The organism is Hymenobacter mellowenesis (genome assembly GCF_030581005.1).
GTDB lineage: Bacteria > Bacteroidota > Bacteroidia > Cytophagales > Hymenobacteraceae > Hymenobacter > Hymenobacter mellowenesis.
The window spans coordinates 307,733-333,593 of the sequence record NZ_JAUQSX010000002.1; the positions used below are offsets into that span (position 1 = coordinate 307,733).

At 64.9% G+C, this 25,861-nt stretch carries 19 protein-coding genes; 9 read left to right on the forward strand and 10 right to left on the reverse strand.

Annotated features, from left to right (window positions below; genetic code table 11):
• The first annotated feature begins 118 nt into the window (after positions 1 to 118).
• Positions 119 to 1,081, forward strand: coding sequence for a helix-turn-helix transcriptional regulator (locus Q5H92_RS05340; RefSeq protein WP_305010461.1), 963 nt, complete (start codon positions 119 to 121; stop codon positions 1,079 to 1,081).
• An 88-nt stretch (positions 1,082 to 1,169) separates the two neighbouring features.
• Complete coding sequence (locus tag Q5H92_RS05345; RefSeq protein ID WP_305010462.1) at positions 1,170 to 1,595, forward strand: DUF1761 domain-containing protein; 426 nt, start codon at positions 1,170 to 1,172, stop codon at positions 1,593 to 1,595.
• Positions 1,596 to 1,611: 16 nt separating this feature from the next.
• On the opposite strand, the gene Q5H92_RS05350 is transcribed toward Q5H92_RS05345, so the two are convergent.
• Positions 1,612 to 2,724 carry an App1 family protein phosphatidate phosphatase gene (locus tag Q5H92_RS05350; protein ID WP_305010463.1) on the reverse strand — a complete coding sequence of 371 codons (1,113 nt, stop codon included), beginning with the start codon at positions 2,722 to 2,724 and terminating at the stop codon, positions 1,612 to 1,614.
• A gap of 172 nt (positions 2,725 to 2,896) precedes the next feature.
• On the opposite strand from Q5H92_RS05350, the gene Q5H92_RS05355 reads away from it, so the two are divergent.
• Positions 2,897 to 4,015: a DNA topoisomerase IB gene (locus Q5H92_RS05355; RefSeq protein ID WP_305010464.1), complete on the forward strand. Its 1,119-nt coding sequence runs from the start codon at positions 2,897 to 2,899 to the stop codon at positions 4,013 to 4,015.
• Positions 4,016 to 4,162: 147 nt separating this feature from the next.
• On the opposite strand, the gene Q5H92_RS05360 is transcribed toward Q5H92_RS05355, so the two are convergent.
• The gene (locus Q5H92_RS05360; RefSeq protein ID WP_305010465.1) at positions 4,163 to 5,707 is read right to left on the reverse strand and encodes a hypothetical protein; all 1,545 of its coding nucleotides are present in this window, start codon (positions 5,705 to 5,707) and stop codon (positions 4,163 to 4,165) included.
• A gap of 179 nt (positions 5,708 to 5,886) precedes the next feature.
• Positions 5,887 to 7,500, reverse strand: coding sequence for a hypothetical protein (locus tag Q5H92_RS05365; RefSeq protein WP_305010466.1), 1,614 nt, complete (start codon positions 7,498 to 7,500; stop codon positions 5,887 to 5,889).
• Positions 7,501 to 7,653: 153 nt separating this feature from the next.
• Here Q5H92_RS05365 and Q5H92_RS05370 point away from each other — a divergent pair, with 153 nt between their 5' ends.
• On the forward strand, positions 7,654 to 9,312 hold the full coding sequence (locus Q5H92_RS05370) for a hypothetical protein (protein WP_305010467.1): 1,659 nt from the start codon (positions 7,654 to 7,656) through the stop codon (positions 9,310 to 9,312).
• Here Q5H92_RS05370 and Q5H92_RS05375 read toward each other — a convergent pair.
• Positions 9,309 to 10,034: a spheroidene monooxygenase gene (locus Q5H92_RS05375; protein WP_305010468.1), complete on the reverse strand. Its 726-nt coding sequence runs from the start codon at positions 10,032 to 10,034 to the stop codon at positions 9,309 to 9,311. The genes Q5H92_RS05370 and Q5H92_RS05375 overlap by 4 nt on opposite strands.
• Positions 10,035 to 10,166: 132 nt before the next feature.
• Positions 10,167 to 10,679 carry a pyridoxamine 5'-phosphate oxidase family protein gene (locus Q5H92_RS05380; RefSeq protein WP_305010469.1) on the reverse strand — a complete coding sequence of 171 codons (513 nt, stop codon included), beginning with the start codon at positions 10,677 to 10,679 and terminating at the stop codon, positions 10,167 to 10,169.
• Positions 10,680 to 10,808: 129 nt separating this feature from the next.
• Here Q5H92_RS05380 and Q5H92_RS05385 point away from each other — a divergent pair, with 129 nt between their 5' ends.
• On the forward strand, positions 10,809 to 11,408 hold the full coding sequence (locus Q5H92_RS05385) for an acyl carrier protein phosphodiesterase (RefSeq protein ID WP_305010470.1): 600 nt from the start codon (positions 10,809 to 10,811) through the stop codon (positions 11,406 to 11,408).
• On the opposite strand, the gene Q5H92_RS05390 is transcribed toward Q5H92_RS05385, so the two are convergent.
• Positions 11,400 to 11,960 (reverse strand): hypothetical protein, encoded by a 561-nt coding sequence (locus Q5H92_RS05390; protein WP_305010471.1) that lies wholly within the window; start codon positions 11,958 to 11,960, stop codon positions 11,400 to 11,402. The genes Q5H92_RS05385 and Q5H92_RS05390 overlap by 9 nt on opposite strands.
• Positions 11,961 to 12,205: 245 nt before the next feature.
• A complete protein-coding gene (locus Q5H92_RS05395) occupies positions 12,206 to 12,721 on the reverse strand; it encodes an FKBP-type peptidyl-prolyl cis-trans isomerase (RefSeq protein WP_305010472.1) in 516 nt (171 codons plus the stop codon).
• 222 nt (positions 12,722 to 12,943) lie between these two features.
• Between Q5H92_RS05395 and Q5H92_RS05400 the strand changes: the two genes are divergently transcribed.
• From Q5H92_RS05400 to Q5H92_RS05410, 3 genes are all read left to right on the forward strand, one after another.
• A complete protein-coding gene (locus tag Q5H92_RS05400) occupies positions 12,944 to 14,110 on the forward strand; it encodes an SMP-30/gluconolactonase/LRE family protein (protein WP_305010473.1) in 1,167 nt (388 codons plus the stop codon).
• Positions 14,111 to 14,268: 158 nt separating this feature from the next.
• The gene (locus tag Q5H92_RS05405; protein WP_305010474.1) at positions 14,269 to 15,870 is read left to right on the forward strand and encodes a catalase; all 1,602 of its coding nucleotides are present in this window, start codon (positions 14,269 to 14,271) and stop codon (positions 15,868 to 15,870) included.
• Positions 15,871 to 15,986: 116 nt separating this feature from the next.
• The gene (locus tag Q5H92_RS05410) at positions 15,987 to 18,155 is read left to right on the forward strand and encodes a S9 family peptidase (protein WP_305010475.1); all 2,169 of its coding nucleotides are present in this window, start codon (positions 15,987 to 15,989) and stop codon (positions 18,153 to 18,155) included.
• A gap of 129 nt (positions 18,156 to 18,284) precedes the next feature.
• Here Q5H92_RS05410 and Q5H92_RS05415 read toward each other — a convergent pair whose 3' ends face one another.
• The 3 genes from Q5H92_RS05415 to Q5H92_RS05425 all read right to left on the reverse strand — a co-directional run bounded on the left by Q5H92_RS05415 (position 18,285) and on the right by Q5H92_RS05425 (position 24,911).
• Positions 18,285 to 19,739: a T9SS type A sorting domain-containing protein gene (locus tag Q5H92_RS05415; protein WP_305010476.1), complete on the reverse strand. Its 1,455-nt coding sequence runs from the start codon at positions 19,737 to 19,739 to the stop codon at positions 18,285 to 18,287.
• Complete coding sequence (locus Q5H92_RS05420; protein WP_305010477.1) at positions 19,736 to 23,413, reverse strand: tail fiber domain-containing protein; 3,678 nt, start codon at positions 23,411 to 23,413, stop codon at positions 19,736 to 19,738. The genes Q5H92_RS05415 and Q5H92_RS05420 overlap by 4 nt, the downstream gene beginning before the upstream one ends.
• A gap of 295 nt (positions 23,414 to 23,708) precedes the next feature.
• Positions 23,709 to 24,911, reverse strand: coding sequence for a T9SS type A sorting domain-containing protein (locus Q5H92_RS05425; RefSeq protein WP_305010478.1), 1,203 nt, complete (start codon positions 24,909 to 24,911; stop codon positions 23,709 to 23,711).
• 171 nt (positions 24,912 to 25,082) lie between these two features.
• Here Q5H92_RS05425 and Q5H92_RS05430 point away from each other — a divergent pair, with 171 nt between their 5' ends.
• Positions 25,083 to 25,718: a response regulator transcription factor gene (locus Q5H92_RS05430; protein ID WP_305010479.1), complete on the forward strand. Its 636-nt coding sequence runs from the start codon at positions 25,083 to 25,085 to the stop codon at positions 25,716 to 25,718.
• The last annotated feature ends 143 nt before the right edge of the window (positions 25,719 to 25,861 follow it).

The window sequence follows — 25,861 nt, forward strand, 5'->3', positions numbered from 1 at the left end:
CCGGAGGTCAATTCGGCGGCGCACTATGCGGCCGTAGATGCGGGCGTCCCCTGGCCGTTGTTGCCATAGAACATGAATAGCCGCTTCACATAGCCTGACCGTCCTATTTTGCGGCCCCATGAACCGCTTCGACCGCATCACCGCCATCCTCATCCAGCTCCAATCCAAGCGCGTGGTGAGCGGCCCCGCGCTGACCGAGCGGTTTGGGGTGAGCTTGCGCACCATCTACCGCGACCTGCGCACGCTGGAGCTGGCCGGCGTGCCGCTGTTTGGCGAGCCGGGGGTGGGCTACTCGCTGGCCGAGGGCTACCGGCTGCCGCCCGTCATGTTTACCCGTGAGGAAGCCACGGCCCTGCTCACGGCCGAAAAGCTGGCCGCCCGCCTCACCGACGCGCCCACGGCCCAACTCAGCGGCGCGGCCATGGACAAGCTGCGCGCCGTGCTGCGCCACGCCGACCGCGACCACCTCGAAACCCTGGGCCCGCACATCCAGGTGTTTGGGCCGCGCGACCCGGCCGACCGTCCCAACGCCTACCAGCCGCTGGTGACGGCCGTGGCCGCGCACCAGGTGGTGCACCTGCGCTACCAGGCCGCCGACAGCCGCGAACCAACCACCCGCGACGTGGAGCCCATCGGCCTGTACCGGAGCCGGCACTGGCACGTGGTGGCGTATTGCCGGCTACGGCAAGCCTTCCGGGAGTTTCGCCTCGACCGCATCGAGCACCTGGAGCTGCGGGCCGAAACCTTCGCGGCCCGCCCCGAAACCCTGGCCCACTACTGGGCCGCCGAGGCCGCCCGGCGAGGCAAGGAAAAGGTGGTGCTCCGCTTCGAGGCCGCCGCCGTGGCGCCGGACCTGGCCCAGCAGCTGCACGACACCAAGCGCCAGTATGGCTGGACGCAGGAGCGGCCGCTGCCCGATGGCCGCCTGGAAATGACCCTGCTCATCGGCTCGTTTCCCTACCTGGCCGCCTGGCTGCTGCCCTACGCCGGGGCCATCACGGTGGTGGAACCGCCCGCGTTGCGCGAGCACCTGCGCGCGCTGGCCCGGCGGGCCTACGATTTTTTTGGCGCGCCCGAATAGCTGCTGACATAGGGCTGTCAGGGGCGGGGAGGACCTTTGCAGAGTCAAGTGACAAGGACTCTTTTTCAACCCCATTTCCCCGTTTTCTATGTTTGTTAATGCCCTGACCGCCGTTCATTGGCTGAGTGTGCTGCTAGCCTTCGTGGCGTATTTCCTGCTGGGTGCGCTGTGGTACCTGCTGCTTTTCCCGAAGCTGTACCGGGTGTCGCTGGGCAAGGAGAACGAGCCCGATACCGGGCAGAATCAGCAGCCCATTTTCATTGTGGGGCCGGCGGTGTGCGCGCTCATCATCACCATTACCTGCGCGGTGCTGCTGCGGGCGCTGCACATTGCCGCGTATGGCCCGGCGCTGGGCTTTGCGCTGGTGGTGGGGCTGGGCTACCTGTTCACCAATACCGTCAACATTGCCATCAACCCGAATATTCCGCGGCCGTTTCTCTACGGGTTCATCACGGGCAGCTACCACCTGGTGGGCATGGTGCTGGTGAACCTGATTCTGGTGGCTGTGCAATAAGGGCTGGTAGCGCGGACTATACGGTCCGCGCTACCAGTCCCAGCCCCGCCGCGTGGGCTGCGGCGTCCGCATAATCGACCGACAGCAGCATGGGCACATCTTCGCGGCCCAATTCCTCAATGATGGGGCCGACCAGCGCGGCCCGCTCGGGCACCTGTACGTCGCGGATGTAGATGGCCCGGATGCGGCCGGGGTGGCGGCGCACCACTTCGCGGTAGATGCGGGCGTCTTCCTGGCCGCTGTCGCCGAGCAGCACGAAGGGCAGCTGGGGGTAGGTGGTGAGGATGTCGTCGATTTCGTGGAGCTTGTGGGCGAAGTGGATGGCGGCCGAGCCCGTGATGCCGGCCGGCACGGGGGCCTTGGGCCGGGCAATGCTGAGGTCGCGCAGCAGGAGCGGGCCGGTGGGAATGTCGTGCAGCTTCAGAAAGTCGGCCAGCAAGTCGTAGAGGTTCCAGGGGCTGCTGCTCACGTAAAAGAAGGGGTTGTCGGGCTGGCCGGTGCGGCCGTGCTGGAGCCGGCGGTAGAACTCAGCCACCCCTTCGAAAGGCTGTTTCGATTGGGCATTGCTGAAGAGCACGCGGCCCAGCATCTTGACCAGGTTGGTGGCGCTGGTTTCAAACACCGTGTCGTCGAGGTCGGAAATGACGCCGAACTCGGCGCTGGCGGGCGGCACCAGCACGTGGGCCTGGGTGGCGATGGCCTCGGCGGGCAGCTTGAGAAACGCGGGCAGCCGGGCCACGCGCACGGGCACGGGGTACCAGAGGAAGTCGACGGGGGCGGGCAGGGCCTGCGGCTCGATGACGAGGGTGAAGTAGCCCTCGTCGTCGGTGCTCACCAGGTGCTGGCTGCCGTCGGGCAGTTCGGCCACGAGGTCGGCCGCGGCCACTTCACGGCTGTTGAAGCGGCGCACCATGCTGCGGAAATTGCGCCAGCGCGAGTCGGCGGCGGTGGCGGCGGTCAGGCCGGGGTCGGCCAGCAGGCGGCCTTTGATGTAGAACTTCCGGGCGGTGCCGTAGCTGCGGTAGGCGTCGATTTGCAGGGGGCGCAGCCAGCCGCGCCGAGCCGAATAGCGGGTGAACAGGTGGTCGGTCCACTCCGAAAGGTTGGAAAGGGCATTGGGCAGCTTCATGGGGCAAACCTACGGCTGGCAAGCCGTAGCGTGGACTCTGCGAGTCCGCGCCGGTGCGAATGGGGCCACAGTTCTAGCAGGCGCGGACTCGCAGAGTCCACGCTACAGCCGGCCGTACGGCGGCCTTTTGCGTAGAAGCTGAACCTTGAATTCCCGGTTTCTTCCAAGCGCCATGTCCACCGCCACTGCTCGTCCCAAAACCCGCAAAAAAACGCTGCTGCCGCAAGAGGAAGCGCACATTCTCTACAAAGACCCCGCCCGGCAGGCCGAGATGGCCGGCCTGCGCTATGCCACCGACCAGGGCACGGGCATCAGCCGCAAGCCTACCCGGGCCGGCCATTTTGCCTATTACGATGCCAAAGGCCAGAAAATCACCGACGACAAAACGCTCACGCGTATCGGCAGCTTCGTGATTCCGCCGGCCTGGACCGACGTCTGGATTTCGCCCTCAGCCAACACCCACCTGCAGGTGACCGGCCACGACAACCTGGGCCGTAAGCAGTACCGCTACCACCCGGCCTGGGACGAAATGCGCAGCCTGACCAAGTTTTCGCGCCTGCGCACCTTCGGCGAAAAGCTGCGGCCGCTGCGCCAGCAGCTCAACAAGGACCTGCGCCGCCCCGAGCTGGACCGCGAAAAGGTGATTGCCCTGGTGCTCACCCTCATGGACCAGTCGTTTATCCGCGTCGGCAATAAGGAGTACGCCAAAAAGAACGGCAAGTCGAAGCCCAGCTACGGCCTCACCACGCTGCTCGACAAGCACGTGGACGTGACCGGCACGGACGTCAACTTTAGCTTTGTAGGTAAAAAAGGCGTGCCGCACGACGTGACCCTTCACGATGCGCGCCTGGCCCGGCTGGTGCGCAAGTGCAAGGAAATCCCGGGCCAGCACCTGTTTCAGTATTATTCGAAAGACGGCCAGCGGCACGCCCTCGAATCGGGCGATGTGAACGATTACCTGCACCGGCACACTGGCCTGGCCCTGTCGGCCAAGGACTTCCGCACCTGGGGCGGCACCGTGAAGATGGTGGGCTGCCTCGAAGCCGTGCTGCGGGAGGAGCCCGACCTGGCACCTGAAAAGGTGATTAAAAAAGCCGTGAAGGACGTGGCCGCCGGTCTGGGCAACACGCCCACGGTGTGTTCCAAATACTACATCCACCCGCAAGTCGTCGAGCTGTTCAAGTCCGGCCAGCTCATCGAGTTCCTGCGCAAGCACGACGCCGAAGCTAAACCCAATGACCTGCTTTCGCCGGTGGAAAACCTTGTGCTGAAAATGCTGGAACAGGCTTAGTAGAAGCTGTAAAAACCGTGTAACGGTCATGCTGAGCGCAGCCGAAGCATCTCTACTGCGGCAGTAATCCAATCGAAAGGATTTACTATTGCGGTAGAGATGCTTCGGCTGCGCTCAGCATGACCGTTCTGGATTTCGCCTGGCCGACTACTCTTCCGGCACCTTGTCAAAGGCATCCTTGGCCGGGGCGGCTTCCTGTATGAATCGAATGCCCGCCTGGCCCGTGGTGGCCCTGAATTCATCATTGCCCGCACCGCCATAAATCTGAATCCGGGGCTGGGCGCGGGCGTTGGGGCGGTGGTTTTCTACTACGAAACTGTCGTCGCCGCCCAGCCCTTCCAGCTGAATGCGGCGCGTTTCGGCCGGCCGGAAGGCGCGGCGGTAGAACGCGGCCGTGCTCTTGGCCGCGAAAATGGCCACCACGGTTGAGTCGGCGTAGCGGTGGATTTCGAACCGCTCCGCTTCGTTCGTGCCGCCGATGCGGGGCCGGCGGGCCAGGTGGCGATAGAAGGTTTCGGCCAGCGCGGGCAGCTTCTCGCGGCGGGCCTGGAAGGCGGCCAGCGTGCGCGGGCCCTCCAGCGCGTACACGGCGGGGGGCAGGCGGCGCACGGCGCGCTGCAGCACCGAGTCGGGCAGACGGCGCTGCAAGTCGCGCGCGGCGGCCTGAAACTGGACGCGCGTGAGCTGGTTGAGGGCGCGCCGGTCGAGGTATTCGCCGTTGGAGAGCTGGGCCACCGGCGCCTTGTAGCGCGGCCCGAACGTGACCCAGTGCCGGATGGCGACGTGGCCAATCAGCCAGCCCAGCACGCCGTCATCGAGGCGGTAAATCACCATGTCGCGGTCCTTGGGCAGGGGGCGAATGCGCGCGAAGCCGGCGGCCGTGGGGGCGTCCACGGCCCAGCTCCACTGCCCGGCGTGGCGGTCCCAGTCGCCGAGCCAGGCGTCGAGCAGGCGCGCGCGCAGCAGTGCGGGCTGGTCGAAACGGCGGGCGGGGCTGGCAAATGCGCTGGTAAAGGCCTTGGTACTATTAACCGCCGCCACCGGGGCGGGCAGCCACGGCGCCTGGGCCGTTTTTTCTTCCAGGTAGGCCAGCTGCCCGCGGAAATGCACCAGCGAATCGGCCTGAAACGCCGGGTCGTCGGGCCGCACGTAAAACAGCTGCGGCGAGGAGTGGGGCACCCCGGCGGCCCGGGCCAGCGGCGGCACCAGCAGCGCCGCGTAGGGGTTGGTCGACGACACGTTGTCGCGCAGCACATTCACCAGAAAAGTGCCCCGCACGGCCATCGGAGTGGCCCGAATGGGGTCTTTATCGACGGTGCGAATGACGTAGGCGCGGCCGTCGGGGCCCGTCAGGTTCACGCTGGTGCTGTTGAAGCCGCCGCCCACCTTGCCGGCCCGCAGGCCGCCGGGCCGGGCGGTGCTCATCTTGAATACCGGGGCCGAAACCGGGGCCGCCCAGCTCGGGCGGTGGTGGCGGCCCACCAGCGCGTTGTATAAGCCGCCGTGGCGGGCGTATTGCCGGCCGGCCGTGGCGCGGCGCACGCTGTCGGCCGTGGGGGGCAGGGGAGAAGTGGCGTCGAGGCGGGCATCGGGCTGGAAAAACTGCTGCCGCACGCAGCCCGTGCCACCCAGCACCACCGCGGCCAGGGCGCCCGCATTCCAGAAAAAAGTGCGCAAGCGTAGCGTTATCAAAAGCTAATGGGAAGTAGGGTCGGGCATTGAACGGTTGCGCTCCCGAAAACGCCGAAATGGCTAGGCAAAATTTATGGCCGTAGCGCGGACTTTGTAGTCCGCGTCTCAGCGCATCAAAGCCGTTTGGGTTGTTCGCGCATCCGCCGGAAGCGCGGACTACAAAGCCCGCGCTACAGTCGCTAATTTTCGGCGGTGCGCTCGGCCGGAGTGTGGCGCCGGCGCGAAAGGTAAGGACGCTCCGACTGGGCGGCCGTGAGGTCGGAAGCCTCATCGGGGTAGAGGCGCAGGTGCCGCGCATTGCCTTGGCGGAGCAGCTGGTCCTGGCCGGTGCCGCCGTACAGGCGCAGGCGAATGGGACGCCCCCCGCCGGTGGTCGTCACGTCGAAAATGTCGTCGCCGTCCAGCCCGTCGAGCAGCAGCGTGCGGGTTTCGGCCGTGAAATACGTGCGCCGGAAACGCAGCGTGTCGGCCGTGGTGGGCGCGTGCCGCGCCGACGAAAAAACCTGCACCGTGGTCGAATCGGCGAAGCGCCGCACCACAAACCGCTCGGCCTGGGCCGAGCCGCCCAGATTGGGCTCGCGGGCCAGCAGCTGGTAGAATTCATCGGCGGCCCGCGGCAGGTGCTGGCGGCGGGTTTTTAGCGCTCCGCCCAGGCGGGCGCCTTCGAGGGCAAACACGGCCGGGGGCAGCCGGCGCATGGCCCGCTCGATGACCGAATCGGGCAGGCGGCGCTGTAAGTCGGCGGCAATACGCTGGAAATCGGCGCGTTTCAGCTGCGAGAGGCCGCGCCGGTCGATGAATTCGGCCTGGTAGATGAGGCCCGGCAGGTAGCCGTAGGAGGCCCGGAAGGTGTGAAACTGCGGTGCGATGAAGCGACGCGAGGCCAGCCAGGGCACCAGCCCGTCATCGAACCGGAAATACACCTGGTCGCGGTCTTTCGGGATGGGCTGGTAGCGGGTGCGGCTATTGGCTTCGGGAAAGGCGGCCCAATCCCACTGGCGCTCGTGCCGGTCCCAGTCGCCGAGCAACAGGTCGAGCAGGCGGGCCCGCAGGAAGGCGGGCTGGTCGAGGTAGCCGGCCGGCTGGTAATACGTTTTCTTCAGCACCGTTTCGCCGCCCACAAAGTTGGTGGCGCCGGCCAGGTCGGGCGTGCGCGAGGCCAGTTCTTCGTACTTCTCTTCCAGCAGCGCCACCTTGCCCTGAAATCGCTCCGAGCCCGGCCCCAGGCCGGTTTCGTCGGGCCGCACGTACACCAGCTGCGGGCGGGTGTGGGGCACGCCCGCCGCCCGGGCCAGCGGCGGCACCGTGAGGGCCGCGTAGGGGTTGGCGGCCGAAGTGGCGTCGCGCACCACATTCAGCAGAAAAGTGGCCCGCAGGACTTTAGGGAGGGTTTTCGCGGGGTCTTTGTCGAGGGCGCGCAGGGCATATTCCCGGTCCTGTTTGCCTTCCAGCGTCATGCTGATGCTTTGGAAGCCGCCGCCGGCTTTGCCGGGGCGCAGGCCGCCGGGCACCACCGTGGCCAGGCGCAGCACCGGCACCGTGACGGGCGCGGCCCACACCGGGCGGTAGTGTCGGCCCAGGAAAAGGTAGTACAAATCAGAATGTTGGCTGTAGTGCCGGCCGGCCGCCACGCGTACCGAATCGGTGGTGGCGGGGAGGGGAGCAGTGGCCGTGGCACCCACGCGGGAATCGGGGAGGAAATAATTGCGCCGGGCGCAGCCGCCCGCCAGCAAGCCCACCCAGGCCAGTGCCAGCCAGCCGCGCTGGTAAAAAGAACGATAGAACAGGGGCATTCCGAGGAAAGAAGGCAAAGCGAATGCGCCTTTAACGCAGCGGGGCCGCAAAAGTCACGGCGCAAGCGCCGACAGGCACAACCGTAGGGCCACGGTTTGCGGTATAGGAGGCCAATGGGCTTGGCTAAAAGCTCTTCACGCGGCAACTTGGTTTTGAAAAAACAGCGACGCTGGTTTGGGCTGATGAAAGCGGTTGGGTGGCTGGCCCTGAGCGGGGTACTGGCCCTGCTTGGCAGCATCGCCCTGAGTATGCTGAGCCTTGCCAGCGAGCCTGCCCCCGCGCCAGCCGCGGCGCAGTGGGCCGCCGATTCGGCCACGGTGCGGGTAGCGGCCGGGCCGCAATACGCCCGCAGCGGTGTGTGGCAGTTTTTTTGGGGCACGCACTACCGCGCCATCTGGAACGCGCCTGTGACGGCGCCGGTGCTGCGCCTGGCCTCGCCCGAGCGCGACAGCCTGGTGCCCCTGCGCGCCGGCGGCAGCTACCAGAGCCGCACCCTCCGAATGAGCACGGCCAAAGGCCACCAGTTCGTGCTGCGCTCCGTCGACAAAGACATGAGCGCCGCCCTGCCCGTGGGCTGGAAGCGCAACCTGCTGCAACGGCTGATGAAGGACCAGACCAGCGCCACACTGCCCTACGGCGCCTACGTGGCCGCCCGCCTGGCCGCCGCCGCCGGGGTGTACCACGCCAACCCGCGTCTGGTGTACCTGCCCAACGACCCCCACCTGGGGAAATTTCGAACCACTTACGCCAACGCCCTGTACCTGCTCGAAGAGCGGGCCGAGGGCAACCAGGAGCACAAGCGCAGCTTCGGCAACTCGCCGGCCATCGTCAACTCGCAGCACCTGCTCACCATGCTGCGCAAGCGGCCCAACACGCAGGTGAGCCCCCGCGATTTCCTGCGGGCCCGCCTGCTGGATATGTGGCTCGGCGACTGGAGCCGGCGCGAAGACCAGTGGCGCTGGGCCAGCTTCCCGGGCAGCGGCGGCACGCGGTTTCGGCCCATTCCGCGCGACCGGGACCAGGCGTTTTTCCTGTTCGACGACGGGGCCATTACGCGGGTGCTGTCGTGGTTTCTGCTCAAGTTTCAGAGCTTCCACGCCACCATTCGCCTGGGCAACGTGGATGCCCTCACCACCACCGCCCGCAACCTCGACCGTACCCTGCTGGCTCCGCTGAATGCCGACGACTTTCAAGCCGAAGCCGATTCTTTGCAAAAGCGCCTCAGCGACGTTGTGATTGATGAAGCCCTGAAGGCCGGCCCCGCCGAAACGCGCGTTGGCATTGCCGCCTACCTCGCGCCCTTGCTGCGCGCCCGGCGCGGGCAGCTGGCGGCCGTGGCCCAACGCTACTTCGAAATTCTAAATGCCGAAGCCTGGGTGGTGGGCACCGATAAAAACGAACGATTCGAGGTGACCAACGCCGGCCCGGGCCGCCTGCGCGTGCAGCTGCTGGCCCAACGTCCGCACCGGCCCGACAGCCTGCTCTCAGAGCGCGTGTACGACCGCCAAACCACCAAAATCCTGAACCTGTACGGGCTGGCCGGCAACGACACCTTCCGCATTGCGGCAGACGCGGCCGTGGGCATAAAAGTGGGAATTTACGGCGGGCTGGGCCAAAACCAGGTGAGCCTTCACAGCCTCCCAGTTGACAAAGAATCTGAAAACGAGCCATTGTCAGATTTTACATTATTCACTAACGCGGCCCCCGCGCCCGACCGTCAAGCGGCCCGGCTAGCCACCCATCCCGACCCTCACCCTGAGCTGACAGCTAATGCCCTGGGCTGGGTGAAGCGGTATAATCTGCGGAGTTAACGGGCTGGCAATAAGCCGGCAAGTGGTTCCTGTCCGTCCATCGTGCCCGTGCTGCTCAGCACCTGAAAGCGGGCAAACAGCTCCTCGGCGTACCATTTTTCCTGGCGCGTGAGCTGAATTACTTCGCGGTGGCGCACGTCTCGGTAGGCGTATTCCTGCATGGCCTGGGCCGATTCCCACACGCTGAAAGTGGCCTGGCGCACCAGCGGCAACTCGCCCAGCCCAATGGCCGCCCGTACGCCCACGGCCTGCGCCAAGGCTGCACTGGTGGGCTCCACATACTGCCAGAAGCGCGGCGTTTTGCGCCAGCGAATGCTGGCCCGGGTGAGCACGGCCACGGGCAAGGCCGCCGTCCGGTTGGCCGGGCCGGCAGAGTCGGCCAGTTCGGCAAAGGGATTCTGGCCGTCCCAGAAGCCGTGGGCCTTGAGAGGCGCCAGCTCCACCGTCCAGGTTTCGGCACTGCGCTGCTGGTAAGCGGCCCACACCGGGTGCTGGCGAAAATACGCTTCGGCCGCGGCTGCGTCTTCCCACACGGCCATCAATCCGTAGCGGTCGAGGTTAGGCCAGATGCCGAAGCCGTTGGCCGCGCCGCTGCCCATCAGCTTGAAAAAGCGCAGGCCCGCCACCCGTTTTAGTTGGGTGGGCGCCGTGCCCATCTGGGCCAGCGCCCAGCGCCGGTGGCCAGGTTTCAGGGTGAAAATGGAAAGGGTGGTGTGAGACATGCAGGGGGAGAATCGGTGGTTTTCAGGCGCAGCCGTTAAACTGTTATACCTGAACGGCCTGCTGTGCGGTATCAGGCAACAAAAAAAGGCCGGAATTGCTTCCGGCCTTTCGAATGAAACAGGCAGCGGCACCTATTGGGGCTGCACCTGGGCGTGCTGGTTCACGTCGTCGTCTTTGCTGCGCTCGCCCGTCACCACGGCGCGTACGTAGCCATAGGCTTGCGAAAGGAAGCTGCTGGGCGAATCCCAGTACTCGGCCTTGTCGATGGTGATTTTCAGAACAGTGATGTGCGGGTCTTCTTTGCCTTTCGGAAACCAGGCGCGCATGGGCTCGCTCCACAGCTCGGCAATTTGCGCTTCGTCGCGGTAGGCATTGGCGCGTCCCGACACGGAGGCGTACACGTTGCTGCCGGGGTCGCCGTAGCTCAGGTTCACCTGGCTGTCTTTTTTGATTTCGTAGACTTTGGCCGATTCCGAATCGGTGAGGAAGTACAGGGCATCGTCTTTGCCGGGCTTGATGGTGCCCATGGGGCGGCTGTGCAGGCTGCCATGCTCGTCGGTGGTGGTGAGCATGGCAATGCGCACGTCCTTGATTTTCTCGAACAGTTGGGTCAGGTCGTGGGTAACGGGCGACTTTTCGGACATGGGAAAGGGGTATTGGGGAGGTGAAAGAAAGGACCACCGCTGCGGGCAGCCGGTGGCCAATGGGCTTACGGCTGCCGGCGGGTCGGGGTTGAATAAAAGCCCGGCCTTGCCCGTACCTTGCCACCCGCAATGAACTTTCTGGCCCACCTTTTCCTATCCGGCGACCCTACCTCCGCTTCCTACGCCGACGTGCTGCTGGGCCAGTTTATCGCCGACTCGGTGCCCGGCCGCCAGCTCGAAAATTATCCGCCCGGCGTGCAAACCGGCATCCGCCTGCACCGCGCCATCGACACCTTCACCGACCAGCACCCCGTGGTGCGGCGCGGCACCCAGCGCCTGCGCGAGGCCGGCTACGGCAAGTACGCCGGCGTGATTTCCGACATGTTTCTCGACCACTTTCTGGCCCGCAACTTCCCCGAATTCTCATCCGAAAGCCTGTCCGATTTCACCCGGCGCGTGTATGCGGTGCTCCAGGCCCGCGAAGCCGAAATGCCCCCCCGCGTCCAGCAATTCTTCCCGCATCTGGTGCAACACAACTGGTTGCTGGGCTACGCCGAAACCGAAGGTATTCGGCGCGCCCTCAGTGGCCTGAGCCGCCGGGCGGTGGCCGGCTCGGGCATGGAAACGGCCGTGGCGGAGCTTGAGCGGAATTACGCGGCGTATGAGGCGGATTTCCGGGCGTTTTTCCCCGAGTTGCAGGCGTACGTGGCCGCCAGTTTTTTAGCGTGAGCTGAACCATGCCAAACGGCCACGTTGCCAGCGGTACCGCCCGGGGCGGGCAAAGGGCACCCTGCCTGCTTGGGCCAAGTCATCAGCGTTGCATTCGCATGGAGCGGTTGAGCGGACACGCTCGCATGTGGTCCGGACCGGGCCGATGCGGAGAAAACCGTAGCCAGCCGTCACTTGCTGCGACTGACCAAAGTTGTACAGTTCGCCGTTCTCCCAAGCGTGGTGGTAGTCGGAACATTCGATGCGAACAGCCAGCAGCGAGTCGAGCGTTAGCCCTGGGCGCAGAACGTAAAGTGTTCGAACGGTCCCATAATCCGGGTTGCCAGAGCGTTTGTATTCGATGGTAAGCAGTAATTCCGGCTCACCCTGCTTATCTACATTGGCCGTGTCCAGCATAATGGTGCGGCCGTACACTTGCGGCATCTCTGCCCAGGCACCGTCAGAAGAAGGTTTGTAAAAGACAGATGCGTAGCCTTCGTCATCATGCGCAACAATGTATTTCCCAAATAGGAGGGTCGTGTCACGATAAAAAGAAAATGGCTCTTGCTGCAACGGAGCCGTTCCCGGTTGGGGCTTCCTGGGAATGGGAGCGAGAGAGGCCAACGATGGCCTAACGGACGGACGTTCTCCCTCTTCGTGCCCCGATTGAGGGCTGCAACTAATTGCCAGCCAACCTACGAACAACGCGAAAAAGCTGAGCCCGCGCATAACTGCACCCATAGGCGATAAAAAAAAGTGTTCCTGCAAGTAACCCGAAGGCTTTGCAGGAACACAATCATTAAGAAAAGCCGGGCTGCCTAGTGGTGGTGGCCGCCTTCGCCGTGCACGTGGCCGTGGGCCAGCTCCTCGGCGGTGGCTTCGCGCACGTCCTGCACTTTGCCGTGGAAGTGCATCACCATGCCGGCCAGGGGGTGGTTGAAGTCCATTTGTACGGCCGTGTCGCCGATGCTTACCACCTTGGCTTGCATGTGGTTGCCTTCGTTGTCGGCCATGGGCAGGAAGTTGCCGGGCTGCAGCATTTCCTCGTCCAGCTTGCCGTCGATGAGGAATACTTCCTTGGGGATTTCAACCAGCGCCTGGTCGTCGTATTCGCCGTAGGCCTGCTCGGGGGTGAGGCTGAACTGGAACTCGTCGCCGGGGTTTTTGCCGTCGAGCTGGGCTTCAAACTCTTCGGGCAGGCCGCTGTGGCCAAACAGGAACACCATGGGCGAGTCGGCTTCGGCCGATTCGACCAATACTTTTTCCTGGTTTTCGTCGGTCACGCTGAGGTCGTAGGTGATGGTGACGACTTTTTTATCGCTGATTGCAGCCATGAGCAGGGAAGTCGGGCCGGTTGGGGCGGCCGCGGGATTAGGAGGGTGGTAAGAAAAATTTTCGGCAAGATAGGTACGCAAGCCCGGCCGAAAAGGCCGACTGGCGCAGCAAGTGCTCCGCGCGGGACCGGGCCGGCCGCGCAACCCCTGGCCCGGGCAGCCGTTAGGATTCAGCCCGTTTGGCCTGCTCCATTCCTTTTCCAACTTTCTTTCCAAAAACCCATGCGCAAGCTATTTCCGCTGCTGATTGGCGGCACGCTGCTGGCGGCCTGCCAGTCGGACCCGCCCACTACCCAGGACGAAGCCGTGAACCGCGAAGCCGTGGTGAAAACCGACTCGGCCGCCGCCAAAGCAACGGCCGCCGACACCATGGGCCTGCCCGCCGGCTCCATTCCCACCATCGGCAGCCCCAAGCTGCTCTTCACCCTCGACAACGCCCACAATACCCCCGACGGCCTGGCGCTGGCCCCCAACGGCCACCTCATCCTCTCCGTTCCGAACCTGGCCGACAACAGCCAGCCGGCCTCGCTGATGGAGATTGACGGCGCCAACATCACGCCTTTCCTCACCGACCTGCCGGTGGAGCCCACCACCAAAAAGGCCGCCCCCATGGACCTGGCCTTCGGCCCCGATGGCAACCTGTACTACGCCGAAAACCAGTACGAAAATAGCAAGGATTTTAAATCGCGCCTGATGAAGGTGGAGATGAGCAACGGCAAGCCCGCCCGCGTCACCACGGTGGTCGACAATTTCGCCCTGGCCAACGCCGTGGTTTGGAAGGGCAATACCATTTACGTGACCGACAGCCAGTGGGACCTGCCCGACAACGACAAGGGCAGCGCCATTCTCAGGTTCTCGCTAGCCGAGCTGAATAAGGGGACCGTGCACCTCAAGCCCAAAACCAAAGACCCGCACGTGCTGGCCATGTTCTCGACCACGGTGAACGAAACCGGCGTGGATAACGGCGCCGACGGCCTGGACTACGACAGCCAGGGCAATTTTTACACCGGCTCCTTCGGCGACGGCAAGCTCTATAAAGTGTCGCTGAAACCTGACGGTAGCCTTGCCAAACAGGAAACCCTAGCGCTGAGCGGCAAGCAGATTCCGTGCGTGGACGGCCTCATCATCGACCGCGCCACCGACAAGATGTACCTGTGCAATTCGCGCGAAAACGCCATTGAAGTGGTGGACCTGCGTAATGGCAACAAGGTGACGACCCTGGCCCAGAACCCCGATACCGACGGCACCGGAGGCAAGCTCGACCAGCCCGCCGAGGTACTGCTCAAGGGCAAGCGCCTCTACATTTCCGACTTCGACCACCCGGTGAAACACTTCGCCAACACCAAGTCGGATGCCCCTCATACCATGTCGGTTATCGACCTGCAATAGCGCGGCTTAACTACCCGCAAAATGAATTTTAAATGAACCTAATTGCTTCATTAACAAAATTTTGGCATTGACTAACAATGTTCGTCGCGCTGGGTTTAAGCAGTGTCCAGCTGTTTGAATAACTCTATCAATTCAATCCCACAAAAGCTCCTTCCATCATGGCCAAAAGCCCCCCCAAGTTCGATACTCCTAATTCGCCCCAACCCGCCGACCTGAGCGGCGGCGCGCACATCACCAACTCTTCGGGCCGCCCGCTCGATGACATCCAGAATTCCGTGACCGCCGGCCCGCGCGGCCCCGTGTTACAGGAAGACTACAATGCCTTCGAGCGCCTGGCCCATTTCAACCGCGAGCGGGTGCCCGAGCGCGTGGTGCACGCCAAGGGCGTGGGCGCGCAGGGCAAATTCACGGTCACCCACGACATCACGAAGTATACCCGCGCCAAGCTGTTTGCCAAAGTGGGCAACGAGTGCGAGGTGCTGGCCCGCTTCAGCACGGTGGCCGGCGAGCGGGGCTCGGCCGATACGGCCCGCGACCCGCGCGGCTTCTCGCTGAAATTCTACACCGAAGGCGGCAACTGGGACATGGTGGGCAACAACACGCCGGTGTTCTTCGTGAAGGACGGCCAGAAGTTTCCCGACTTCATCCACTCGCAGAAGCGCGACCCCTATACCAACCTGCGTAGCAAAACCGTGATGTGGGATTTCTGGAGCCTGATGCCCGAAAGCCTGCACCAGGTGCTTATTCTGATGAGCGACCGGGGCACGCCCTACGGCATCCGCCACATGCACGGCTACTCCTCGCACACGTTCTCGCTGATTAACAAAGACAACGTGCGAACCTGGGTGAAATACCACTTCCTCACCCAGCAGGGCATCAAGAACTTCACCGATGCCGAAGCCAACGAAATGGCCGGCCTCGACCCCGATTTCTCCCAGCACGACCTCGTGGACGCCATCACGCAAGGCAATTTCCCGCAGTGGAAGCTGTTCATCCAGACCATGCCGGAGGAAGACGCGGCCGACTACAAGTGGAACCCCTTCGACCTGACCAAGGTGTGGCCCCACGCCGACTACCCGCTGCAGGAAGTGGGCGTGCTGGAGCTGAACGCCATTCCGGTGAACTACCATGCCTTTGTGGAGCAGGCCGCCTACACGCCCGCCAACATTGTGGACGGCATGGGCTTCTCGCCCGACAAGATGCTGCAAACCCGCATCCTGAGCTACCCCGACGCCCACCGCTACCGTATCGGCGTGAACTACGACCAGCTGCCGGCCAACCGCAACCCCTTCGCCACCAGCCACTACCAGCGCGACGGCCATATGGCCCTCGGCAACAACGGCGGCCCGGGCGTGAACTACTACCCCAATTCCTTCGGCGGCCCCACCGAGGATAAGACCGTGAGCGACCACGCCTACCCCGTGGAAGCCACCTTCGTGAAGCGCTACGACCGCAACGCCCCCGGCGACGACGACCACTACACCCAGCCCGGCAACCTCTTCCGCCTGATGGACGCCAAGGCCCAGGAAGACACGATTAAGAACATTGTGGGCCACATGGCCGGCATCGAAGGCCCGAAAAAGGACGAAATTGTGGCCCGTCAGGTGGCCTTGTGGCGCAAAGTTGATGCAAAGCTGGGCGCTGGCGTAGCCGCCGGCCTCGGCGTGAGCGACAACGGCGCCACTGCCAGCAGCAACGGCAAAGGCAGCCACTACGCCCCGCCGCCCCCCGCCGACAAGGTGCCGCACGGCGCGCACTAAGCAGGCGCGTTTTGAAAATTGTGAAATCCCCGTCGGCCTGCGCCGATGGGGATTTTTATTTTGGAATGGGGCTAGCTTTGGGATTCTGAATTCGTGTTTCTACTCTACTTTATCTGATGAAATATTCCCTTTTCCGCCAGACGGGCCTTGCCGCTTCGCTGTCGCTGCTCACGGCCACCGCCGCTTTGGCCCAGAACGCTGGCACCCAATGGACCAAAGACGGCTACGGCTACCTCGAAGTGCGCCGCGACTCGGTGGTGCAGCTCGACATTCGCCAGCCCGGCCAGACGCGCACGCTGCTCAGCAAACGCCAGCTCACGCCCGCCGGGCAGACGGCCCCGCTGGGTGTGCGCCGCGTGGCGTTGTCGGATGATGGCCGGCTTATTTTGCTGAATACCAATACGAAGAAAGTGTGGCGCTACGACACCCGCGGCGACTACTGGGTGTACGACACCGGCAGCAAGCAGCTCACCCAATTGGGCAAAGGCCGGCCCGAGTCGTCGCTGATGTTCGCCAAGTTCTCGCCCGACGGGAGCAAGGTGGCCTACGTTAGCGGCCACAACCTGTACGTCGAAAACCTGACCGACCACGCCATCACCCAGCTCACTTCCGACGGCACCGACAAGCTCATCAACGGCACCTTCGACTGGGTGTATGAGGAGGAGCTGGACTGCCGCGACGGCTTCCGCTGGAGCCCCGACGGGCAGCGCATCGCCTACTGGCAGCTCGATGCCAACAAGACGCGCAACTACCTCATGCTGAACACCACGGATGCGCTGTATCCGTTCACGGTGCCCGTGGAATACCCGGTGGTGGGCGAAGACCCCAGCCGCTGCCGCGTAGGCGTGGTGGCCGCAAGCGGCGGCGCGACGAAGTGGATGGACGTGCCCGGCGACGCCGTGCAACACTACATCCCGCGCATGGAATGGGCCGGAGCCAACGAGCTGATTATTCAGCAATTGAACCGCCGCCAGAACGAGAGCAAGCTCATGCTTTGCACCGCCGCCACCGGCGCGGTGAAGCCCATCTACACCGAAACCGACAAGGCCTGGGTGACGGCCAAGGACGAGCCCGTGGGCTGGGACTGGCTGCAGGACGGCAAGAGCTTCGTGTGGGCCAGCGAGAAAGACGGCTGGCGCCACCTCTACCAGATTGACCGCGCCGGCAAAGAGAAGCTGCTGACGCCCGGCAACTACGACGTGGTCAGTGTCGAGCGCATCGACGAAGCCGGCAAAACCATCTATTTCCTGGCCTCGCCCACCAATGCCACCCAGCGCTACCTCTATAAGGTGCCGCTGAAAGGCGGCAAGGCCGAGCGCGTGACACCGGCCGCCCTCAGCGGCACCAACGGCTACGAAATTTCGCCCAACGGCAAGGTGGCGCTGCACCGCTACGCCAGCGCCAGCAGCTACCCGGTGTCGGACGTGGTGGATTTGCCCACTCATAAGCGCCTGAGCGGCGGCGAAATGCCCGAGCAGGCCAAAAAGCTGAAGCTGCCCAAGCCCGAGTTCTTCCAGGTTAAAACCGTGGACGGCGTGACGCTGGACGGCTGGATGGTGAAGCCCACCAACTTCGACCCCGCCAAGAAATACCCCATCGTGTTCATGGTATACGGCGAGCCGGCCAGCCAGACGGTGACCGACAATTTCGGCACGGGCTTCAACCGCCTCTATCAGGGCAGCATGGCCGACGATGGCTACATCTACGCCTCCCTCGAAAACCGCGGTGCCCCGGCTCCGCGCGGCCGCGAGTTCCGCAAGGCCATTTACCACAACATCGGCGCGCTCAACATCCGCGACCAGGCCATGGGGGCCACGGAAGTGCTGAAGAACAAATGGGTCGACACCAGCCGCGTGGCGGTGTGGGGCTGGAGCGGTGGCGGCTCCTCCACGCTCAGCCTGATGTTCCAGTACCCGAAGATTTACAAAACCGGTATTTCCATTGCCGCGGTTGATAACCAGCTCAACTACGACAACATTTACCAGGAGCGCTACATGGGCCTACTGCCCGAAGACAAGCACTATTTCGTGGACAATTCGCCCCTAGCGCACGCCAAGAACCTGCGCGGCAACCTGCTCCTCATCCACGGCACCGGCGACGACAACGTGCACTACAACAACGCCGAGCAGATGATAAACGAGCTGGTGAAAAACGGCAAAACCTTCCAGCTCATGGCTTACCCCAACCGTACCCACGGCATCTCGGAAGGCGAGGGCACCAGCCGGCACCTGGCCGCTACTTACACTAAATTCCTGAAGGAGAACTGCCCGCCCGGCGGCCGATAGATGGAATCGGGCAGCAATGCCCGGCTGCTACCAGCTGTGAATCGGTTTCATAAAAAAGAGGCGTGAGGATTTCCCCACGCCTCTTTTTTATATCCATTATTTTATTCCGACCATAAGCCGGCGGCGCCGTTATTCGCGCACAATCTTCACGGTGCGATGGTAGGCATTGTGGCTGATGCTCAAAACATAGACCCCGAATGAAAGCGCAGCCGCTTCGGGCAGCGGCAGCACGGTGCTGCCGGGTGCCAGCGTAGCTTGGCGCGTGAGCAGCACTCGCCCCAAGCCGTCGAGCAGCGCAATTGTCACCGGCCCGGTTTCGGGAGTGCGCAGCAGCAGGTTCAATTCGGAACCGAAAGGCTGTGGATAGGCCTGCACGGCAAAGCCGCCCGCGGCCGGCACCTGCACGGTGCGAATGGGCGAGTAGCTGGCCGCGCCGTCCTTATCAACCTGGCGCAGGCGGTAGTACACTTGCTCGGCGGCGTAGCGGGCCAGGTTGGGGTCGGGTAGCGAATAGTCGTGACGCTGGGTGCTGCTGCCCTGGCCGGCTACCGTGCCGATGCGTCGGAACGTGCGCCCGTCGGGGCTGGATTCGACCTCGAAATGGTCGTTGTTTTTCTCCGAGGCGGTGGCCCAGCGTAGCAGCGCATCATCGCCCTGACGCTCGGCGTTGAAGCTGAGTAGCTCCACCGGCAGCGGGTTGGCGAGGCTGCTCACCGTCCAGCGCGAAAGGCCGGCAGTGCTCACGGTGAGGGTGCGGGGTGCGCCGCTGGCGGGGCTGCCCACGGGCTGCCAGGCGGTGCTGTTGTCGGGCATGCGCCACACCTGGGCTTGGCCGAAGGTGAGGCCGTTGTCATCGTCGGGCAGCCAAGTCAGGGTGAGGTTGACGGGGGCGGTGGGCTGCTGGTCGGGTACCACGGTCCAGATGCGGTCGATGCCCTTCTGGCTGGCGTTGGCGGGGTTCTGGCCGAAGCTGACGTTGGCGGTTTGCAGGCCGGCGGTGCGCGTCACGCGCACGGTGCCTAGGGCGTTGCCGTTCGGGTTCAGCGCGAAGCCATTCCCGAAATCGACCGGAGCGCTGCCGCTCACGGCGTTGCGCTCCACCCGCAGGTTGCCCTGCACGTAGCGGCCGGCGGCTTCGCCCGTGATGGTCGCGCCATCGGGCAGGAGCATGGTGGCGGCGGGGGCGGTGCGCAGCAGGCCGCTGGTGAGTAACAGCTGCTGCGTCACGGTGAGGCCGGCGGGCAGCAGCACGCGGTTCTGGCCCGCCGCGCCGGTGTTGCGCACTTCGAGGTTGGCGAGGCTGGCCCCGCCGGGCGTGAGAGTCTGGTCAATAGCACCAGCCATGACCACGATGCCGGAGCCGGGCAGGATGGTGCCAGCATTGGTGAGGTTGCCGGCCACCTGCAGTGTGCCGTTGACAGTGAGCGTGCCGTCGGCTTGGTTGCTAAGGCTGCCGGGCAGCACCAGCGTGGTGCCGGCCTGCACCGCCAGCTGAGTGCCAGTGTTGGTGAGGTCTTGGGCGTGAGCGGCCACAGTGGCCAGGACCAACGTGGCGGCGAAGGGAGTTGCTTTCAGCGCAATCATTTCGCTTCAGCTTTGGCGCCCAGCATGTTTTCCAAAGCCTTTAGCCGCTCGCTGAGGCTGGTCGTGGTGGCGGTGGTTTCGGTTTGCAGGGCGCGCAGGGCTTGCTGCTGCTGCTGGCTTTGCTGGCGCAGGGCGGCGTTCTGGGCCTCCAGGGCGGCCACTTTGCGGGCCAGCTCCTGAGTGGCGCTCACGTTCAACATACTCAGGGCTTCGTAATCCACGGTGCGAACGTCGGCGTGCTCCAGGCCGAAGACGAACACCTTCTGGCCGGCCAGCTGCCGCGCCCCGCGCACCACGAGGGTGGCGCCGTTGGCCGCTTTCACCGTGCCCACCACTTCGCCGGTTTTAGCAATGAGTTTCAGGCGCTGGCCGGCTTTGGCGGCCGTGGCCGGGGCGGCGGGCAGCGTGAGCACGAGCAACGAATCGGCCTGCGCTTCGGCTTTTACGGCGTTGGCGTACACATCGGGCAAAAAGCCGCTGTGCTGGTTCACGGCCTGCGGAAACACCTGCTCCACTTCCTGGGCAATGACTTTCTTGAACTGCCGCGCGCCATAGGCGGCCCGGTCGCGCATGGTGTAGTCGGTGATGCGCAGCTTATTCAGCAGCGCCAAATCGGCGGCGTTGTCGCTCAGGCCGATAACATTTTTCAGGCGGCGGTCGGAGGTGGCGTTGAACTCGGTGGCCAGAATGCGGCCCGTGGCGCGGATGCTCACCGGGCCGCTGTTGCTGCCCGTCGAGCCGGTGTAGGGCCCACCGCTGTAGGCGTAGAAGGCGTAGGCGTAGTTGCCGGGCGTGACGACGCTTTGCACATCGAGCGGGAAAGTGGGGCTGCCGGTGCCGATGCCCACGTTGCCGCCGTTGTCGGCCAAGATGGTGGTGCCGCGCAGGTAGTTCTGGTTGTTGCCGGGGTAGTTAAACCAGGTATCGCTGCCGTTGGCGCCGGGCAGGCGCACGCTGCCGTAAGGGATGTCGAGCTTGACGGTGGGGTTGTTGGTGCCCAGGCCCAGGTTGCCCGCGGCGTTGAGCACCATCTGCAGGCTGCCGCCGCTGCCCGCGTTGAACTGGGCGTCGTTGTGCGTCCCGCTCTTAAACCAGGCGAAGGCATCGCCGGTGCGGAAGTACTGCGTGCCGCCCTGCACGCCGATGCCGTAGTCGTCGTTGAACAGGTTAATCATCTGCCGGGTGCTGGCCCCGAAGCTCAGGCCGCCGCGCACCAGCTGGCTGCCGTTCACGTCGAGCAGGGCGCCGGGGCTGGTGGTGCCGATGCCCACGCCGCCCGTGCCCTTCGGCACCAGGTTCAGGCTCTGATTGGTGTTGGAACCGGCCGCGTAAAGCGAGTTGAAGCCGATGCCCACGCCCTGCGTGCCGTTGGAGTGGCGGAATTCCACGCCGTTGCTGGCATCTTCAAAGTTGCCGGTCACGTACAGCGCCCGGTTGGTGGCGTGGCTGCCGCCGCGCGGCTCCAAGCGGATGTCGAGGCGGTTGGACGGGGTAGAAGTCACGCCGTCGCCGAGGCCCACGTAGCCGTTGTTGGCCCAGCGCAGGGCCGTTATAATCCCGTTGCCGTCGCCCTTGTTGTAGCCCAGCAGGCCGCCGTTGTAGCCGAAGAGGGCCGGGCCGTCGGGGGCGCTGTAGTACTGCAGGCCGTGGAGGTTGTCGGTGCCGCCGCGCAGGCGCAGCAGGTAGTCGTTCATCGTCAGCGTCTGGGTGGCCGAATGGTTGCCCAGGTTGTCGGCCCCAGAGGGCAGCACCACCGAGCCGCCGTTGGTCAGGCTAACCGTCGAGCCACTGATGCTGAGCTGCTGGTTGTCGCTGTCGGTCACGGAGCCGCCATTGGTTAGGCTAATGGTGCTGCCCGCTTTGCTGAGCTGCTGCACGTCGGTGGGCAAGGCCTGGGCGCTGAGCTGGCCATTGTTATCAGCCACGACCATGCGGCTGCCACCGCCGCCGAGGCCATCCACCCGGGCGTCGCCGGCCACGTGGAGCTTGGCTTGCGGGCTGCCGGTGCCCACGCCCAGGCGGGTACCGGCCTGGTCCCAGTACAGCTGCCCGGCGTTGCCAGCCAGCTTGCTGCCGTCGCTGTACATCACGCTGCCCGCTGCCTGCGACACCGTGGCGTTGCTCAGGCTGAGGTTGGGGGCCTCGGGGCCCTGGGTGAAGGAAATCGTCGCGTAGCCGGCGCCGCTGCGGTAGCCCTGGGTGTGGATGACGTTGGTGGCCAGGGCAGGGTCGGTATACGAGCTGCCGCCGCCGCCGCCACCGTAGTAGCCCGCGCCGCCGCCGTAGTAGCCGCCGCCGCCGCCGGCCGAGTAGTAGGAACCGCCCGAAGTGCCTCCTCCCACGCCCAGCCCGGCTGGGGTGGGCGAGCAGTAGCAGTACTGGAACGGCGTGCCCGCATCCTGCCCACCGGCCGACTGCGTGCCGCCGTAGTTGTAGCTGCCGCCCACCAGGCCGCCGCCCGGCCACCCCACCGAGCTGTAGCCGAAGGTATTGTAGGCCCCGCCGCCGCCGCCGGCCACCAGCACGCGGTTGGCCAGGGCCGTGCCGCCGATGCGGATGTCGGTGGCGCCCCCGCCGGGCACCGACCCGCCGCCGCCGCCGTTGTAGCCCACTGCTCCCACCTCAATGCTCAGAATCTGGCCGGGCGTGACGGCCAGCGTGGCCTGCACGCGCCCGCCGCGCCCCGAGGCAAAGCAGCCCGAGCAGCTAACCCCCGCGCCCTGCGACCCGGCCATATCGACCTGCAGGCTGGTGACGCCGCGCGGCACGGCAAAAATTTGCGGGCCGCCCGTGTAGTTGAACGTGAGCTGGGCCGAGGTGCCGGGCGGCACGTTCAGCACCGGGTCGGTCCAGGTGTAGCCGTTGTAGGTATTGAGCCGCCCCGCGCTGATGTTGTACACCGTCAGGCCCGTGGCGGGGTTCAGAATCGCATCGCGCTGGGCCTGGGTGAGGCGCGGCGGCAGCATGCCTTTGCTGCTGGAATTCATGTCCACCAGCGCCGACGCGGCCGGGTCGGTGGTGCCAATGCCCATGCTGCCCGTGCCCTTGGGCAGCAGGTTCAGGTTCTGGTTCGTGTTGGAACCGGCCGCGTAAAGGGAGTTGTAGCCAATGCCCACGCCCTGCGACGCGTTGGAATGCCGGATTTCCACCCCGTTGGCGGCCTGGTCGAAACCCCCGGTGATGTACAGCGGCCGGCCGGTGGGGTGGGTGCCCACGCGCCCCTCGCCCTGAATGTCGAGCCAGTTGGTGGGCACCGCGCCGCCCAGGCCCACCTGCCCGCTGCTGCTCATGCGCAGGCCCTGCGTGCCGCCGCCGGTGAGCAGGTTGGTGCCCAGGCTCAAGTTCTGGGTGGCGGTGTGGTTGCCCAGGTTGTCGCCGGCCGGACTGGGGTTCACGTAAGTCCAAGCCGCGCCGGTGTAGTACCAGAAGCCGGGCTGCACGCCATCGGTCTGGTACACGAGCAGGCCGGCAACAGGGTTTTGGATGTTGGTGCGGTCGGCGGCCGTCATACGCGGAGCCAGCAAACCTTTGGTGGTGCTGGTGAGGTCTAGCAAAGCCGAGGCCGCCGGCGTGGCGGTGCCGATGCCCACGCCGCCCGTGGTTTGGGCCTGGGCCGCGTGGCTGAGGGCGAAGGCGGCGCTCAGCGCCAGCGAATACCGTAAGAGTTTGCGCATAGGAGGGAGGGTTGAAGCCGGAAGAATCGGCTGGGCCCCTGCCACTCACCGATTTCTGGCTACAAAATTCCCGTCGCCCCAAGGCCGCCGCAATTTTCCCTTGTACCGCAATTGGGGGTATTCGGTGTTGAAACTAATGATTCAGAAATAGCAACGCCCCTCCGGCAAACCGGAGAGGCGCAGCGATGTAGAGACGCAACATTTTGCGTCTCCTCGTTGAACGAAATCGTCATGCGGCGCAGGGCCAGGTCGTTCAACGATGACGTTCAACGACGAGACGCAAAATATTGCGTCTCTACTCCCGCAGCAAGCGGCTGGTGGCCTGCTGCGCGCCCTGCCGCAACGTGAGCAGGTACAGCCCCGGCCGCAGCGCCTCGGTGGCGACGGCGGGCAGCGTGGCCGTGCCGCCCGTCAGCGGCAGCGGCTGGCTGAGCACGGCGCGGCCCAAGGCATTGGTGATGGTGAGCTGCACCGGCTGGCCCGGCAGTGCGCCCGGCAGGGCTAGGCGCAGGTCCTGCCCGGCGGCCAGCGGGTTGGGCCAGGCCTGCCAGGCCTCGGCCAGCGCCGACGAGGCGCGGGCCGCCAGCACGGTGCTTTCGGTGGAGTAATCGGCGAAGTTAGGCGTGGCGTACTGGCGGTTGGGGTAGTACAGTTCGGCCACCGGCTGGGCCGAGCCCGTGCGCCAGAAACCATCATAATAGCCCGCCGTGATGGCGCCCTGCGTGATGCCGAAAGCCGCCAGCAGCGCGGCTGGGGCCGGCGCGCCGTTCAGGTACACGCTGTCCTGCCGAATCACGCGGCTGCGCACCAGCAGCACCGGCAGCGGGCCGGAACCCGTGCTGCGGCCCGCCACCGGAATCCGCACCGTGCCCCAGCCCGCCACTGAATCCACGTAAGTATAGCGCTGCACAATGCGGAACGGCGCACGGTTGAGCCCGGCCGCCGCCACGGTGAGCGTGCCCGTCACGCCAAACCGGAAAAACGTCTGGTTGCGGCTGCCCACCGTGAGCGGCAGCGGAAAATCGACGATGCCCGCCGTGCCGGTGCCGTAGCGCACCGTCTGGGCATTAATGACGACCGAGTCGTTGGCCCCGCCGGTGTTGGTCCGGATGGACAGGGGCTGGCGCGTCGTGGTGCGGCCCAGGCCCAGGCGGCCGGTGGCGGCCAGGCTGTAATAAGCCGTGTAGTTGTAGTAGAAGCCGCCGACGATGGCCTGCCGCGCCCGCGTCCACTGCGCGCCGGCGATGCCGCCGCTGGCCGGCACGGGCAGGTAGGCGAGGCTGTAGGGCGCGCCGCTGGCGCCCAGCGTGCGGTAGTCCCAGGGTTGGTTGGCCCCGGTGCTGGGGCTGGTCAGGCCGGTCGGAATGGTGGCGTCCTGATATTGCTCCTGGGTGCCGGCCGCCGCTGGAAAAGTGGCCTGGGTGAGCGTGATGGGCGTTTGGGCCAGCGCGGGCAGCGTCAGGAACGCGGCAAATAGAAGGGTAAAGGTCTTTTTCATCGGGCAATGAGTAAGGTGAAAAAATCGGGTTGCAAAGGTGCGCCGGACCGCCGGGGCGTTGCGAATGCAAACCTATTGCGGCGTCTCAGCCCGATTGCAAGCCGGCTTGTACCGCATTTGGGGGGTAGGCGCGGGTTGGCGGGCCGTGGCCGGTGGCCGACCTTTGCCTTCATGAATCCCATCCGCCTGGCTTTGGTCGAAGATGACCCCGAGGTACGCGAGCTGCTGCAGGGCTACCTGTGCCAGCAGCCCGAATTCGACTGCGTGCTCCTGGCCGACTCGGTCGAAAGCTTTCTGCGCCAGCTGCCCGACCTGTTTCTGCTACCCCAGGTGGTGCTGCTCGACATCCACCTGCCCGGCCTGAGCGGCATCGAAGCCCTGCCCGCCATCAAGCAGCGCCTGCCCGACGCCGACGTGCTCATGCAAACCGTATTCGACGACGCCGACCGCATCTACCAGGCCCTGTGCGCCGGGGCCAGCGGCTACGTGCTCAAAAACACGCCCCTGCCCGAACTCAAGGCTGCCGTGCTCGAAGTGCACCGGGGCGGCGCGCCCATGAGCCGCGCCGTGGCCCGCAAGGTGCTGGCCCACTTCAAGCCCTCGCCCTCGATGCAGACCGATTTGCTCTCGGCCCGCGAGCGCGACGTGGTGCTGGCCATCATCGACGGCTTGGGCGACAAGCAGGTGGCCGCCCGCCTCGATTTATCCCTCGAAACCGTGCGCACCTATGTCAAGCGCATCTATAAAAAGCTGCAAGTCACCAGCCGCACCGAGCTGGTGAGCCGGCACGCGCGCGGGCATTTGTAGGGGGGTATTGAATAGGGAAAACGGGAAAAAAACGGTCATGCTGAGCGCAGTCGAAGCATCTCTACTGCAATAGTAAATCCTCTCGATTGGATTAGTTGCGCGGTAGAGATGCTTCGACTGCGCTCAGCATGACCGTTTTATAT

What these genes read in the sequence shown, in the direction of transcription:
- Q5H92_RS05420 (WP_305010477.1), bottom strand. Translation starts at nt 23,413, where the DNA reads ATGCGCAAACTCTTACGGTATTCGCTGGCGCTGAGCGCCGCCTTCGCC.
- Q5H92_RS05385 (WP_305010470.1), top strand. Translation starts at nt 10,809, where the DNA reads ATGAACTTTCTGGCCCACCTTTTCCTATCCGGCGACCCTACCTCCGCT.
- Q5H92_RS05350 (WP_305010463.1), bottom strand. Translation starts at nt 2,724, where the DNA reads ATGAAGCTGCCCAATGCCCTTTCCAACCTTTCGGAGTGGACCGACCAC.
- Q5H92_RS05410 (WP_305010475.1), top strand. Translation starts at nt 15,987, where the DNA reads ATGAAATATTCCCTTTTCCGCCAGACGGGCCTTGCCGCTTCGCTGTCG.
- Q5H92_RS05430 (WP_305010479.1), top strand. Translation starts at nt 25,083, where the DNA reads ATGAATCCCATCCGCCTGGCTTTGGTCGAAGATGACCCCGAGGTACGC.
- Q5H92_RS05425 (WP_305010478.1), bottom strand. Translation starts at nt 24,911, where the DNA reads ATGAAAAAGACCTTTACCCTTCTATTTGCCGCGTTCCTGACGCTGCCC.
- Q5H92_RS05405 (WP_305010474.1), top strand. Translation starts at nt 14,269, where the DNA reads ATGGCCAAAAGCCCCCCCAAGTTCGATACTCCTAATTCGCCCCAACCC.
- Q5H92_RS05415 (WP_305010476.1), bottom strand. Translation starts at nt 19,739, where the DNA reads ATGATTGCGCTGAAAGCAACTCCCTTCGCCGCCACGTTGGTCCTGGCC.
- Q5H92_RS05395 (WP_305010472.1), bottom strand. Translation starts at nt 12,721, where the DNA reads ATGGCTGCAATCAGCGATAAAAAAGTCGTCACCATCACCTACGACCTC.
- Q5H92_RS05355 (WP_305010464.1), top strand. Translation starts at nt 2,897, where the DNA reads ATGTCCACCGCCACTGCTCGTCCCAAAACCCGCAAAAAAACGCTGCTG.
- Q5H92_RS05375 (WP_305010468.1), bottom strand. Translation starts at nt 10,034, where the DNA reads ATGTCTCACACCACCCTTTCCATTTTCACCCTGAAACCTGGCCACCGG.
- Q5H92_RS05400 (WP_305010473.1), top strand. Translation starts at nt 12,944, where the DNA reads ATGCGCAAGCTATTTCCGCTGCTGATTGGCGGCACGCTGCTGGCGGCC.
- Q5H92_RS05380 (WP_305010469.1), bottom strand. Translation starts at nt 10,679, where the DNA reads ATGTCCGAAAAGTCGCCCGTTACCCACGACCTGACCCAACTGTTCGAG.
- Q5H92_RS05365 (WP_305010466.1), bottom strand. Translation starts at nt 7,500, where the DNA reads ATGCCCCTGTTCTATCGTTCTTTTTACCAGCGCGGCTGGCTGGCACTG.
- Q5H92_RS05345 (WP_305010462.1), top strand. Translation starts at nt 1,170, where the DNA reads ATGTTTGTTAATGCCCTGACCGCCGTTCATTGGCTGAGTGTGCTGCTA.
- Q5H92_RS05340 (WP_305010461.1), top strand. Translation starts at nt 119, where the DNA reads ATGAACCGCTTCGACCGCATCACCGCCATCCTCATCCAGCTCCAATCC.